This window comes from Vreelandella sp. EE27 (assembly GCF_968206495.1).
In genome coordinates this window covers 203,503-216,653 of sequence record NZ_OZ309109.1, presented here as the reverse complement: position 1 = coordinate 216,653, position 13,151 = coordinate 203,503, and the positions used below count along the sequence as shown (strand labels likewise).

General features: G+C 62.2%; 17 protein-coding genes and 1 riboswitch. Of the genes, 11 read left to right on the top strand and 6 right to left on the bottom strand.

The genetic code is table 11. The features are described 5' to 3' along the window. The first annotated feature begins 16 nt into the window (after positions 1–16). The 5 genes from ACWHVV_RS01085 (at position 17) to ACWHVV_RS01065 (ending at position 4,068) form a co-directional block, all read left to right on the top strand. Entirely contained in the window at positions 17–166 is a 150-nt protein-coding gene (locus ACWHVV_RS01085) for a hypothetical protein (protein ID WP_447527445.1), read from the top strand. Beyond that, positions 163–897, top strand: a complete 735-nt coding sequence (locus ACWHVV_RS01080; RefSeq protein ID WP_447927691.1) for a metal ABC transporter ATP-binding protein — start codon at positions 163–165, stop codon at positions 895–897. Before ACWHVV_RS01085 ends, ACWHVV_RS01080 begins: the two co-directional genes overlap by 4 nt. Then, on the top strand, positions 881–1,783 hold the full coding sequence (locus ACWHVV_RS01075; RefSeq protein ID WP_447927690.1) for a metal ABC transporter permease: 903 nt from the start codon (positions 881–883) through the stop codon (positions 1,781–1,783). Before ACWHVV_RS01080 ends, ACWHVV_RS01075 begins: the two co-directional genes overlap by 17 nt. Positions 1,784–1,793: 10 nt before the next feature. After that, positions 1,794–2,819 (top strand): metal ABC transporter solute-binding protein, Zn/Mn family, encoded by a 1,026-nt coding sequence (locus ACWHVV_RS01070; protein WP_447927689.1) that lies wholly within the window; start codon positions 1,794–1,796, stop codon positions 2,817–2,819. 583 nt (positions 2,820–3,402) lie between these two features. Further along, on the top strand, positions 3,403–4,068 hold the full coding sequence (locus tag ACWHVV_RS01065) for a cupin domain-containing protein (RefSeq protein ID WP_447927688.1): 666 nt from the start codon (positions 3,403–3,405) through the stop codon (positions 4,066–4,068). Positions 4,069–4,072: 4 nt separating this feature from the next. Here the strand turns inward: ACWHVV_RS01065 and ACWHVV_RS01060 are convergent, their stop codons facing one another. Continuing rightward, on the bottom strand, positions 4,073–4,441 hold the full coding sequence (locus ACWHVV_RS01060) for a DUF6164 family protein (RefSeq protein ID WP_447927687.1): 369 nt from the start codon (positions 4,439–4,441) through the stop codon (positions 4,073–4,075). A gap of 1 nt (position 4,442) precedes the next feature. Next, positions 4,443–4,976, bottom strand: a complete 534-nt coding sequence (gene gloA / locus ACWHVV_RS01055; RefSeq protein ID WP_447927686.1) for a lactoylglutathione lyase — start codon at positions 4,974–4,976, stop codon at positions 4,443–4,445. A 164-nt stretch (positions 4,977–5,140) separates the two neighbouring features. On the opposite strand from gloA, the gene ACWHVV_RS01050 reads away from it, so the two are divergent. The 6 genes from ACWHVV_RS01050 to ACWHVV_RS01025 all read left to right on the top strand — a co-directional run bounded on the left by ACWHVV_RS01050 (position 5,141) and on the right by ACWHVV_RS01025 (position 9,330). Further along, positions 5,141–5,515, top strand: a complete 375-nt coding sequence (locus tag ACWHVV_RS01050) for a DUF2237 family protein (protein WP_447927685.1) — start codon at positions 5,141–5,143, stop codon at positions 5,513–5,515. A 43-nt stretch (positions 5,516–5,558) separates the two neighbouring features. Then, positions 5,559–5,651, top strand: a riboswitch (TPP riboswitch). 22 nt (positions 5,652–5,673) lie between these two features. Continuing rightward, entirely contained in the window at positions 5,674–6,504 is an 831-nt protein-coding gene (thiM, locus tag ACWHVV_RS01045; protein ID WP_447927684.1) for a hydroxyethylthiazole kinase, read from the top strand. Continuing rightward, complete coding sequence (gene thiE, locus ACWHVV_RS01040; protein WP_447927683.1) at positions 6,501–7,112, top strand: thiamine phosphate synthase; 612 nt, start codon at positions 6,501–6,503, stop codon at positions 7,110–7,112. The genes thiM and thiE overlap by 4 nt, the downstream gene beginning before the upstream one ends. Continuing rightward, positions 7,109–8,035 carry a LysR substrate-binding domain-containing protein gene (locus ACWHVV_RS01035; protein ID WP_447927682.1) on the top strand — a complete coding sequence of 309 codons (927 nt, stop codon included), beginning with the start codon at positions 7,109–7,111 and terminating at the stop codon, positions 8,033–8,035. The genes thiE and ACWHVV_RS01035 overlap by 4 nt, the downstream gene beginning before the upstream one ends. An 88-nt stretch (positions 8,036–8,123) precedes the next feature. Next, positions 8,124–8,543, top strand: a complete 420-nt coding sequence (locus tag ACWHVV_RS01030; RefSeq protein WP_447927681.1) for a DoxX family protein — start codon at positions 8,124–8,126, stop codon at positions 8,541–8,543. 49 nt (positions 8,544–8,592) lie between these two features. After that, positions 8,593–9,330: a DODA-type extradiol aromatic ring-opening family dioxygenase gene (locus ACWHVV_RS01025; RefSeq protein WP_447927680.1), complete on the top strand. Its 738-nt coding sequence runs from the start codon at positions 8,593–8,595 to the stop codon at positions 9,328–9,330. A gap of 71 nt (positions 9,331–9,401) precedes the next feature. Here ACWHVV_RS01025 and ACWHVV_RS01020 read toward each other — a convergent pair whose 3' ends face one another. The 4 genes from ACWHVV_RS01020 to rpsD all read right to left on the bottom strand — a co-directional run bounded on the left by ACWHVV_RS01020 (position 9,402) and on the right by rpsD (position 13,140). Continuing rightward, positions 9,402–10,763: a D-alanyl-D-alanine carboxypeptidase gene (locus ACWHVV_RS01020; protein ID WP_447927679.1), complete on the bottom strand. Its 1,362-nt coding sequence runs from the start codon at positions 10,761–10,763 to the stop codon at positions 9,402–9,404. Between the two features lie 211 nt (positions 10,764–10,974). After that, complete coding sequence (rplQ, locus tag ACWHVV_RS01015; RefSeq protein ID WP_447527434.1) at positions 10,975–11,361, bottom strand: 50S ribosomal protein L17; 387 nt, start codon at positions 11,359–11,361, stop codon at positions 10,975–10,977. Between the two features lie 39 nt (positions 11,362–11,400). Further along, on the bottom strand, positions 11,401–12,396 hold the full coding sequence (locus ACWHVV_RS01010; protein ID WP_252105880.1) for a DNA-directed RNA polymerase subunit alpha: 996 nt from the start codon (positions 12,394–12,396) through the stop codon (positions 11,401–11,403). Positions 12,397–12,519: 123 nt separating this feature from the next. Further along, the gene (rpsD, locus tag ACWHVV_RS01005; RefSeq protein WP_447927678.1) at positions 12,520–13,140 is read right to left on the bottom strand and encodes a 30S ribosomal protein S4; all 621 of its coding nucleotides are present in this window, start codon (positions 13,138–13,140) and stop codon (positions 12,520–12,522) included. Between the last annotated feature and the right edge of the window lie 11 nt (positions 13,141–13,151).

Below are 13,151 nucleotides of genomic sequence, written 5' to 3'. Positions count from 1 at the left end.
GCCGAGGAGAGAGACGTTGAGCCACCATCCACATCGCCATAATCGCGAAGGGCCTTGCCACTTTTCGCTGATGTCACTCTCGGCCACCCGCCGCTTGCTGCTGGTGGCGGTGCCTATCGCCGCCCTCTGGCTTCTGGTGTTCTGGGCCGGCGGGTGGGGCCGATGAGCCATCGCGACCACACCAGGCTACAGCTGCACGACCTTCACCTGGCCCAGGGCCGACGCATGGTGCTCGAACAGCTCAATGGCGATTTTCTACCCGGGGCGATTACCGCCCTGGTCGGCGCCAACGGTGCGGGCAAGAGCACGCTGATACAGGCCATGATGGGCGAATTACGTCCGGTCTCGGGCAGCGTGAAGTGCACCGTGGCCCCGGAGCGCCGCGCTTGGCTGCCGCAACAGCTGGCGCTGGACTTGACCTTTCCCATGAGCGTGGAAGAGCTGGTCATGACCGGCACCTGGCCAAGCCACGGCGCGCTCAAAGGGTATTGTGCGGCGCACTACCGCAAGGGTCGCGACATCATGGCAAGACTGGGCATTTCGCACCTGGCCCACCGCCCGCTGGGTGAGCTTTCCGGGGGGCAGCGCCAGCGCGCGCTGATCGGGCGCACGCTGATGCAGGAAGCCGAGCTTTTACTGCTCGACGAGCCCTTTGCCAACGTGGATCGCGAAACGGTGGACATTCTGGTGACGATTCTGCGCCAGATGGCCGAGAACGGCGTCACGCTGATTATCGTGCTGCACGACATGGACCACCTGAAGCGCTTGGCCGACGAAGTGCTGATACTCAGCCACGGCCACGGCCGTTGGATCGCCCCGGAAGCGATCGCCGAACCGCATATGCCCGCTCAAAGCGTGCCGTTTAACGCAGGGGGTCTCCATGCTGGAACTGCTTAATGCCTGGCTGATTGCCCCGTTCGACTACGGCTTCATGCGCCGCGCGGTGGTCGGGGGCCTGGCGCTCTCCATCGCCGCACCGCCCTTGGGCGTGTTTCTGGTGCTGCGCGGCATGAGCTTGATCGGCGACGCCATGGCCCACGCCATCCTGCCCGGCGTGGCGCTGGGCTTTCTGTTGGCCGGTTTTTCGCTGCCGATGATGAGTATCGGCGGCGTGCTGTTCGGGCTGATGGTGGCGCTGCTGGCCGGGGCGGTCTCGAAGATGGGCGGTCAGCGCGAAGACGCCGCCATGGCGAGCTTTTTCATCATCTCGCTGGCCGCCGGGGTCATGCTGATCTCGATCGGCGGCAGCAGTGTGGACCTTACCCACGTGCTGTTCGGCTCGATTCTGGCGATCAACTCCACCGCGCTTTTACTCATTGCCGGTATCAGCACGCTGATCGTGCTCACCATGGCGTTCATCTTCCGCGCGCTGGTGGTCGAGTGCCTCGACCCGCTGTTTCTACGCGGCCAGAGCCGGCGGGGCGGCTGGGTGCACAGCGTGTTCCTGGCGCTATTGGTGCTCAACCTCACCGCGGGTTTCCAGACACTGGGCACCTTGATGGCCGTGGGCCTGATGATGCTGCCCGCCACCGCCGCGCGGTTTTGGAGCAAACGCCTGGAGGGGCTGATGGGCATTGCCGTGGTGCTGGCCATGATCGCCAGTACCGGGGGGCTTTTGCTCTCTTATCACCTGGATATTCCCTCGGGGCCGAGCATCATATTGCTGGCGGGCGTGGCGTATTTCTTCTCGGCGCTGTTTGGCCGTTACCACAGCCTGGCCGCCCGGTTACGCCGTAAAACGGCGCCGCTGGATGCGCCGCTCGAGCATTCTCATACGCATTAGGAGTTTCGTCATGTCGCTACGTTTTGCCCCGCTATTGGTGGGCGTGTCTACCCTACTCGCCCTGCCCGCCGCCATGGCCGCTGAGCGCGTTCAGGTGGTCACCAGCTTCTCCATTCTGGCCGATATGGTCGAAAACGTAGGCGGCGAGCACGTCGAAGTGAACTCGCTGGTCGGCCCGGACGGCGACGCCCATGTCTACTCGCCACGCCCGGGGGATGCGCGCGCGCTGGCCGAGGCGGACCTGGTGGTGTTCAACGGTTTGCTATTCGAAGGCTGGATGGACCGGCTGCTGGACTCCAGCGACTACCAGGGCCCGCTGGTCACGGCGACCGACGGTATCGAGGCGCTGGATTACCACCCCCACGATCACGGCCATGATCATGGACACGAGCATGATCATGATCATGGGCACGAGCATAGTCACGATCATGATCACGACCACGTGCACGGCGATTCCGACCCGCACGCCTGGCAGGATATGGTCCAGGCCGAGGTGTATATCGCCAACATTCGCGATGGGCTGATCGAGGTGGACGAAGAGAACGCCGACGATTACCGCGCCAACGCCGGGCGCTATTTGGAAGAGATGGCCGAACTCGACCGCGAGATTCGCGCTTTGATCGAGGAGGTGCCCGCCTCGGCCACCGTGATCACCGGCCATGATTCGTTTGGCTACTTTTCCAGCGCCTACGGCGTGCGCTTTCTCTCGCCCTCAGGGCTCTCCACCGAGGTGGAGCCCAGCGGCGCCGGTATGGCCGCGCTGGTCGACGTGATCAACGATGAAGGCGTCCAGGCGCTGTTTCACGAGAATATGACCAACCCGGCGGTGATCGAGCAGCTCGCCGAGGAGACGGGCCTCGAGGTGGCCGGCACGCTTTACGCCGACGCCCTGGCCGCCGAGGGCGAGGCAAGCACCTATCTTGGCATGATGCGCCACAACGCCGAGCTTTTGCACGGCGCCCTGGCCGAGCCCGGCCATGATGATCACGACGAGCACGGCCATGATCACGGCCACGAACACGAACACAGCCACTGATCGAACCGCTCTCGCGTCATTCAAAGCGCCCCTCGGGGTAATGCCGATCAGTTAAGCTTGGCTATCACCTGTGGGACGGAGCTTTAGCTCGCGACGGGTGGCTTGGCCAGGGCGCCTGACGGCGCCATTCGCCGAATGGTCGGACCACCGCTGAAGCGGGCTCCACAACAACGAAATCTTGCATCCATCCCTTGTAGGAGCAGGCTTCAGCCAGCGATGCAGCGCAACGCGCTGCTGGGGTTGGTGATGATGGCAACCAAAAGTGCCGTCGCCACCGAAGGGCGGCTATCGCCGCCATCGCCCAATGGAATTGGGCTCCTACAATGGAGTCGTGCCCCATCCCTCGTAAGAGCAGGCTTTAGCCAGCGACGCAGCGCAACGCGCAGCTACAATAGATTTACCGCTCGTTGTGGGTAGGCAAAAGCCTTAACTGATCGGCATTAGCCCCTCGGGGCGCTTTTTTTATGCACTCGACGCCCTGCCACGAGCCCTTCTCTCAATGCCGCCCAGGCGTTTATGCGTTGCATTTTTGCCGCGGGATGAGGAGACTTAGCCTCTTTTCCTGGTGAACAAGAGTCAGCCCATGCGTTTAAACGCCGATTTTTCCCGGTTTGCCTGTGTGATGCCTGCAGAGTACGAGTGGGTGGATTCCCCCAGTGCCGGGGTTGAGCGGATGATGCTGGACCGCATCGGCGACGAGGTCGCCCGGGCGACGAGCCTTGTGCGCTATGCCCCGCACAGCCAGTTCGAGCGCCACGTGCACGGCGGCGGCGAAGAGATTTTCGTGCTGGAAGGCGTGTTTGGCGACGAACACGGCTGCTACCCGGCGGGCAGTTACCTGCGCAACCCTATCGGGACCGGCCACACCCCGCAAATAGGCGAAGAGGGCGCGCTGATTCTGGTCAAGCTTCACCAGTTCGAGCATACCGACACGCTACGCGTTGCGATGCCCGCGCACCGCCTGCCCTGGCAGCCCGACCAGCGCGAGGGTGTGCGCTATAAGATGCTGCACACCCACGGCCAGGAGCGGGTAAGCCTCGAGCAGTGGGAAGCCGATGTGACCGTCAATTACCCGCAGCTTAGCAAGGGGCTCGAGATATTCGTGCTGGAGGGTGTGCTTTGGGAAGGCGGCACCGAGTACCCGGCAGGCAGTTGGTGTCGCTATCCGTTTGGGTCACTGCCTACGCTCAAGGCGGGAAGCGACGGCGTGCGCCTGTACCTCAAGCGCGGTCACCTGTCCGCGGCGTAGCCCGCTAAAGGCCGCCAAGGCCCAGAAACGGCAACAGCGTCAGCAGCGCAATCAACACCACCGCGACGAGGGTGAGCACCACCTGAAGCGGGTGAGCCATAAAACGCCGCCAGAGCGTCGGCGCCTCGCCCCTGGCCCTGGCCTGCTCGAAGGCGTGGCGCTCGCTTTGCTGGCGGCGCTGCTGGTACTCGGCAAGCGCCGCGTCGGCGGCCTCGCGTTGGCCCTCATCGCGCAGCCAGATCGCATCGACCCCCAACCGGAAAAAGCCCGCCTGGGTCTCGTAGACATCAAAGCCGCGCTCAAAGAGTAGCGCGCGCACCTCCGACGCCTCTTCATCGGTGACATGGCGCAGCCGAAAAAGCAGATGCGCCACGCTAGTCGCCCGTCTCGGCCATCAAGTCCGCCTGGATAACCTCGATCCAGTAGCCGTCCGGGTCTTTCACGAAGATGACATCCTTCATTTTGCCCTGTTCGGCGCGCTTCACAAACGTTACCTCATTGACGTCGAACCAGGCCTGGGCGGCGTTAAGATCCGGCACACTAAAGCAGATATGACCAAAGCCCTGGGGCTCGGCGTTGCCATCGTGATAGGCGAAATCCGCCTGCTCTTCGGTGCCCCAGTTGTGGGTCAACTCCAAAAGGCCTTTCTGGCTGAACGTCCAGGCCGTGCGCTCACGGGTATCTTCGGGAATCTGCTCGTCGCTTTCGACATTGGCAAGGAAGTAGAGCGAGAACTGCATCTCGTCGAAATCGAGCCGGCGCAGTACCTGCATGCCAAATACGCGCGAATAAAATGCCAGCGCCGTTTGTGGGTCTTTCACCCGCAGCATGGTGTGGTTGAGACGAAAGCCTTGCGTGTTGGCCGGCGCGGGTACGACGCCGGGATGCTGCTCACCCTGGAAACTCATGGAACACTCCTTATTTGACGCGAAACTTTGACGAAACCGAGACTTTGTACAAGGCTGTAGTCTAATTGATACAGGTGCAACGCACATTCAACGCCCGTTCGACATACAAACTTAACCATGAGGGCAGACCTTGGCTAATTCCAGCCCTGCTCTCAGGAGGCATCATGTCTCGTGACCGTAACGTTTTCGGTGAGCCTTTAACACCCTGCTGCCATAGTCCTAAAGCAGGCTTCTACCGCGACGGTTTTTGCCGCGTAGGCCCTAATGACATCGGCGTACACTCGGTGTGCGCCATTGTGACAGAAGAGTTCCTGGCGTTCTCCCAGGCGCAGGGTAATGACCTTGTCACCCCGCGCCCGGAATTCGGCTTTCCGGGCCTGGCGCCGGGCGACCGCTGGTGCCTTTGCGCCAAACGCTGGCAGGAAGCCGCCGATGTCGGCCTGGCACCGCCGGTCATCCTGTCCGGCACGCATGAGAAAACCCTCGACATCGTTCCGCTGATCACCTTACAGCAGCACGCCATGGATGCCGTGCACTAGATACTCGCCAGGCTTTACAAGCCACCTCAGTATCCGGATAGTAGACCCACGACAGGGGCGCCCGGCAACGGGCTGAGACGTACCCTTTGAACCTGAACCGGATAGTACCGGCGTAGGGAGTCGTGGTGTTCTCACCACCTCCCGCCCGGGAGGATGCCATGACTCTACCCCCCCTTGGACGCTACCTGAGCGCGCTACATGATGCGACGCCGCTCGTACACTGCATGACCAATTTCGTGGCCATGAATTCGACCGCCAACCTCGTGCTGGCCGTGGGCGCCTCGCCTGCCATGTTGCATGCCCAAGAAGAAGCGCCGGAGTTCACGGCGATCGCGGATGCGCTTTCGATCAATATCGGCACCATCTCGCCGCATTGGGCAGCGTCGATGCTGGCCTGCGCCGAGGTGGCCAGGCGCCAAACAAAGCCTTGGGTGCTGGACCCGGTCGCGGTGGGCGCCACGGCCTATCGTCAAAGGCTGTGTGAAGAGCTTTTAGCCCTCGAGCCCACGATCATTCGCGCCAACGCCTCGGAAGTATTGGCCCTTAGTGGATTGGAAAGTCGCGGTCGCGGCGTGGACGCCGCCGCCAATGTCCAGCAGGCCGACGACGCTGCCATCGCGCTTGCCCAACGCCACGGCTGCGTCGTGGCCATGACCGGCGAGCAGGACTTCATCACCGATGGCACCCAACATGCCCGGGTCACCGGTGGCCACGCGCTGATGCCCCGGGTGACTACGCTTGGCTGCGGGCTTAGCGCCATTGCGGCCGGTTTCGTTGCCGCCACGCCTCAGGAACCCTTCAAGGCGAGCGTAGCCGCGCTTGCCGGCTTTGCACTGGCGGGCAGCCGGGCAGGGAAAAAAGCCAGCGGCCCGGGTAGCTTTCAGGTCGAGCTGTTGGATGCGCTCTATCAGCTGACGCCCGAGACGCTATCGCGTCAGGGCCTTTGGGAGAACGTCGACCCGGCCAACAGCCAGGGAGCGCCGCAGTGAGCCTCGACCTTTCGCTTTATCTGGTGACCGACGCGGCGCTGTGCAGTGCTTACGGGCTCGAAAAAACGGTCGAGGCGGCGGTGGCCGGTGGCGTCACCGTCGTGCAGCTTCGCGACAAGCACGCAAGCGATGCGGCCATGATCGACCAGGCCAGACGCTTGAAGGCATTGCTGGCGGGTAGCGGCGTTCCCTTGATCATCAACGACCGGCTGCACGTGGCCGTCGAAAGCGGCGCCGATGGCCTGCACGTGGGTCAAAGCGACGCCACAGTGCCGAGTGCTCGCCAGGCTTTAGGCCGTCATGCGCTGTTGGGGCTGTCGATCAATACGCTGGCCGAGCTCGAAAGTGCTCCGCTTGAGACGCTGGACTACCTGGGGCTCGGCCCGGTCTTTGCCACCACCAGCAAGCAGGATCACGCCCAGCCGCTGGGCTTTGACGGCCTGGCAGCCCTGGCCCGGGCGAGCCGCCTGCCAAGCGTGGCCATTGGCGGGCTGAAAGCCGAGCACGCCGGGCGCGTGTTCGAAGCCGGTGCCCACGGCCTGGCGGTGATTTCGGCCATTTGCGGCACGCCCGACCCTTACCAGGCCGCCCTGGCGTTCAAACGGTGAAGCACCAACTCGAGCATATCAGTGCCTTCGTGAAGGTCGCCGAGCTGGGTAGCTACACCCGCGCCGCCGAGGCGCTGGATATCTCGCGTACCCGGCTTTCCCGCCAGGTGATGGCGCTGGAGGAGTCGCTGGGGGCGCGGCTTTTGCAGCGCACTACCCGGCGCATTCACCTGACCACCGAAGGCGAGCGCTACCTGGCCCACGCCCAGGCCATTTTGCAGGCGCTGGACGAAGCGGCGAGCGACGTGAGCAGTACCACCCAGCAGGTGGGCGGCGAGATGCGCATCAATGCGCCGATGAGCTTCGGCGTGCGCCACCTGGCGCCGCTGGTCGCCCGCTTCATGACCGAGCATCCCGCGCTCCGGGTGCGCTTGGATCTCAACGACCGCCGAGTGGATCTTGTCGAGGAGGGCTACGACGTGGCGATCCGTATCGGCAAGCTGGCCGACTCCAACCTGATTGCCCGGCGTATCACCCGCTGCCGGATGCTGTTCTGCGCCTCGCCGGATTACCTTGAGCGCATGGGCACGCCGACGACCTTCGAGGCACTGGCCGAGCACCACTGCCTGCGCTACCGAAGCGGTCAGGCCACCGGCAGCTGGACGCTTGGCAATGCAACGACCCTGACGCCCCACGGGCCGGTCGAGAGCAACAACGGCGATGTGCTCACCCATATGGCCGAAGCCGGACTGGGTATCGCACAGCAGCCGAGCTTTCTGGTCACCGAGAGCATCCTGACCGGACGGCTGGTGCCGCTACTGACCGATGCGCCGCCGGTCATGCTCGATATACACGCCCTCTACCTTGCCAGGCGCTACCTGCCGGCCAAGGTCGAGCGCTTTATCGCCCTGCTGTCCGAGGTCTGGGGCGACCCGCCCTGCTGGGAAGAGGCCATGGGATTGTCGCGCATAGCGCAACAGTGAAGTGAAAAAAGCGCAGATTATCTTCACTCGTGCGCGGATTATAGTGTCTCCATCAGCCCCACCCCTGACCGCTTATGGAGCAACACTCATGACCACGACCGCGAACATCTCGACCACCCCTTTCTTCCAGCCCTACGCCATCACGCTTTTACGTGTCTCGCTGGGTGTCATGGCGCTGGCTCACGGCCTTTTGAAACTGCTCGTGTTCACTCTGCCCGGCACCGTGGGCTACTTCGAGTCGCTCGGTCTGCCCGGCTTTCTCGCCTACTTAACCATTGCCGGCGAGATCGGCGGCGGCCTTGCCCTGATACTGGGGATCTACACCCGCTGGGTCAGTCTTGCGATGATTCCGCTGCTGCTGGGCGCCGCCTCGGTGCATTTGGGCAACGGCTGGATGTTCTCCAACGAAGGCGGCGGCTGGGAATTCCCGATCTTTTGGGCCGTCGCGCTGCTGGTGCAGGCAGGACTGGGCGGCGGACGCTTCAGCCTGACCGAACGTACTCGCTAACCTCTACGCCAGGCCCCGGCTCGCCCGGGGCCCTTGAAGGAGATTCACCATGCTACCCAGCCTGTTTATTTCCCACGGCTCGCCGATGCTCGCTCTGAACACCACCCCTGCTCACCGTTTTCTGCGCGGGCTGGGCCAGACCTTGACGCCCAAAGCGGTCATCGTGATCTCGGCGCACTGGGAGAGCCTAAAGCTCAAGGTCAGCCAGACCGCCTGGCCGGAAACCATTCACGACTTCGGCGGCTTCCCCCGCGAGCTTTTCGAGTGCCACTACCCCGCCCCCGGCGAGCCCGCCCTGGCCGAGCGGCTGGGAACACTGCTAGGAGCGGATGTCGTCGAGCGGGGCTTCGACCACGGCGCCTGGGTACCGCTGTCGCTGATGTTTCCCAACGCCGACGTGCCGGTCGTCTCGATGTCGCTGCCGCTTCGCTGGTCGAGCGAGGAGCTAAAGGCGCTGGGTGAAAAGCTCGCTCCGCTTCGCGAAGAGGGCGTGCTGATCGTGGGCTCGGGAAGTTTGACCCACAACCTCTACGAGACGATGCCGCTGGGCAGTGCCATGCCCCCTTGGGTGGGCGAGTTCGCCGGCTGGGTCAGCACCCAGTTCGAACAGAACAACCGCGACGCGCTGCTGAACTGGCAAAGCGCCCCCGAGGCGCGGCGTAACCACCCCACGCCGGAACACTTTCTTCCGCTACTGGTGGCCATGGGAGCTGGAGGCGATGCCCGCCAGCTTCATCACAGCGTCGAGCACGGCGTGCTGGCCATGGACGTGTACGCTTTCGAGTAAAGCCCTCAACAAAAAGCCCCGCTAACGCGCTGTTAGCGGGGCTTTTTTATGCGCGGCGCACGCCTTTGACGTTAAAGGCTTGCGTTGACCACCATGCAGTCCATGCCCTGGGCATGCAGCGTTTGGCAGGCAGCAATGGCGCGCGCTTCGTCGAGTGCGACCACGCGGGCGCGGAATACCGGCGTGTGGCCCTCGACGGTATCGACCGCGGCGCGGCCCCCCACGTCGTTGGGCAAACGCTGAGCGGCCTGGCGGGCGAGCTGTTCGGCGTGGCTCGCCTGGCTAAACGCACCCACCTGAATCCCCCAACCACCGTTGGCGCTGGCCACAGAAAGCGGATCGGCCATGGTTTGCTGCTGCTCTTCGATCAGCGCTTGCAGCGGGTCGTGGTGCGTGACGGGTGCTGCGCGGGAGGGCTGGGGTGCGGGCGCCTGATTGGCGGCAGCGGCCGGTGGCCGCGCACTCGTATCCACATTGGCCAGAATGGGAGAAGGCGGCATGCTGGGCGGCGGCGTGGTCAGCGGCGCCGAGAGCCCAGGGAAGCTCATGAACTCGCGGGAGAAGTTGGTATCGGCAAGCCAGGACGGGTTATCGCGAAGCCCGGCCCTGGCGAAGCTGCGATCGAGCAGGTCGGCCATGTGCTCATCCCGCGACGACGAGCTGAACCCGCCCATGACCACGGCGATCATGCGCCGGCCATCGTGCACCGCAGTGGTCGCCACGTTAAAGCCCGAGGCACGGATAAAACCGGTTTTCAGACCGTCGGCACCGGGGTAGTCGCGCACCAGGCGGTTGTGGCTGGTATGACGGGTGCCCTTGTAGCTGAACTCCTGTAGACCGAAGTAATGGTAATACTGGGGGAAGTCCTGCATCACGCGGGTCGAGAGAATCAGCATGTCCCGGGCGGTGGTGATCTGGCCATCGTCGGGCAGGCCCGAGGCGTTGCGAAAGGTCGTGCTGTGCATGCCAAGCTCCCGCGCCTTGGCGGTCATCATGTTCGCAAAGCGCTGTTCGCTGCCGCCGACCGCCTCGGCGACCACGACGGCCACGTCATTGGCCGAACGTACGGTCAGCGCGCGAATAGCGGTATCCAGCGGGATAGTGCTGCCCGCCGAGAGCCACAGCTTGGTGGCCGGCATGGCGGAGGCCTGGGCGGAGACCGCAAGCGGTTGGTCGAGGCGTAAATTGCCGTTTTCGACCGCCTCGAGGGCCATGTAAATGGTCATCATCTTGGTGAGCGAGGCGGGATAGCGCGGCAGATCGGCATTTTCCGAGTAGAGTACTTCACCGTTTTCCAGATCGACCACGATGCCCGCATAGCGCGGGTTACCGTCGGCATGCGCAGTACTGCCCAGTACCAACACCGCCATGGCGACGGCGCACATCAGCCACCACCGCATGGCGGTGTTTGAAGTCACTCCCCTCGCTGCCATACCTGCCCCTTGCTACTCGCTTTAATTGATCTCAAGGCCCGGGATTCACGGCCTTCGTCCCAAGCGCTCAGGTTAGCACGTACCCGATCACAGTAAACGTATTCTAAAGTGAGAAAAGGGTCTGTTTTAGTAGCACGCATAAAAAAACCGGCCCCCAGGGGGCCGGCTTTCACTCGACTTTTAAAAGCGTGCTTTCAAAAGCGGTGCGATCTTACTCTTCCGCAGCGGCTTCTTCGACGGCCGGGCGGTCGACCAGTTCGACGTACGCCATGGGCGCGTTGTCACCTGGACGGAAACCGCACTTGAGAATGCGGATGTAGCCACCGGGACGTTCGGCGTAACGCGGGCCCAGCTCGTTGAACAGTTTGCCGACGGCTTCTTTAGAGCGCGTGCGGGCAAATGCCAAACGGCGGTTCGCGACGCTGTCCTGCTTGGACAAGGTGATCAGCGGCTCGATAACGCGACGCAGTTCCTTGGCCTTGGGCAGGGTTGTCTTGATGACTTCGTGCTCGACCAGCGACACGGACATGTTTTTGAACATGGCCTGGCGGTGCGAGCTGTTACGGTTTAATTGACGACCACTCTTACGATGACGCATGGTTGTGATTCCTTACCAAACTGGGACTCAAGTCGACGCTTACGCGGAGGCCTTGTCGTCCTTCAAGCTCGCGGGTGGCCAGTTCTCCAGCCGCATGCCAAGGGAAAGACCGCGCGCTGCCAGGACATCCTTGATTTCGTTCAAGGACTTCTTGCCGAGGTTCGGTGTTTTCAACAGCTCCACTTCCGTGCGCTGGATCAAATCACCGATGTAGTAGATATTCTCGGCTTTCAGGCAGTTCGCGCTGCGAACGGTCAACTCAAGATCGTCTACGGGGCGCAACAGGATCGGATCGATATGATCCTCTTCCTCTTCGACTTCCTGCTCTTTATCAGCTTCCAGGTCGACGAAGGCGGCCAGCTGCTCTTGCAGAATGGTCGCACTGCGGCGGATAGCCTCTTCCGGATCCAGAGTACCGTCGGTTTCCAGGTCGATAATCAGCTTATCGAGGTCGGTGCGCTGCTCGACACGAGCGGCTTCGACCGAGTAGGAAACGCGGCGGACAGGGCTGAAGGTGGCATCCAACTGCAGGCGGCCAATAGCACGCGTCTCTTCATCAGAGCCGCGGGCGTCAGCCGGTTCGTAGCCACGACCCAGCGCCACCTTAAGCTGAATTTTCAGCTCGGCACCTTCATTGACGTGTGCAATGACGTGGTCCGGGTTGACGATTTCGACGCTATGATCAAGCGCAATGTCGCCAGCGGTGACGACGGCTGGGCCCTGCTTGTTCAGCGAGAGCACCGCCTCATCGCGGCTGTGCATCTTGATCGCAACATCTTTCAAGTTCAGGAGGATTTCGATTACATCTTCCTGCACCCCTTCGAGGGCACTGTATTCGTGCTCGACACCGGCAATTTCAGCCTCTACCACGGCAGCGCCGGGCATGGATGAAAGCAGAATGCGACGCAGTGCATTCCCCAGGGTGTGGCCAAAGCCGCGCTCGAACGGTTCGAGAACGATCCTGGCATGATGTGCGCTGATTTCTTCGACCTTGATATCGCGAGGACGAAGAAACTCTGTCACTGAACGCTGCATATGAACACCTTTCAGGCTGCCAAACGGATACTGAGTACTCTAGAGCGTGTACTCAAGAGCATCCGGGCGGTGCGTAGGACGAACCGCCCGGGCTTCAAGAAGCATATTTGCCAAGCAAACGGCTTACTTGGAGTACAGCTCGACGATCAGGTTTTCGTTGATGTCGGCAGTCAGGTCACCGCGTTCAGGCAGAGCCTTGAAAGTGCCTTCCATCTTCTTGGCGTCGATGTCGATCCAGGCAATATCGCCACGGTTGGCCGAGATGGTCAACGCGAGTTGGATACGGGCCTGGTTCTTCGCCTTTTCGCGAACGGAGATCACGTCACCCGGCTTCACTTTGTAGGAAGCCACGTTAACGCTACGACCGTTGACGGCAATCGCCTTGTGGCTGACCAGCTGACGCGCTTCAGAGCGAGTCGAGCCAAAGCCCATGCGGTAGACGACGTTATCCAGTCGGGATTCGAGCAACTGCAACAATACTTCACCGGTCGCGCCTTTCAGGCGAGCGGCTTCTTTGTAGTAGTTACGGAACTGCTTTTCGAGTACGCCGTACATACGACGTACTTTCTGCTTCTCACGAAGCTGCAAGCCGTAGTCTGAAAGACGCTGACGACGCTGGCCGTGTACACCCGGGATCTGCTCGGATTTACACTTTTTCTCGAACGGAGTCACGCCACTCTTCAAGAAGAGGTCGGTGCCTTCACGACGAGACAGTTTGCACTTCGGTCCAATATAACGAGCCATGAATCTCTCTC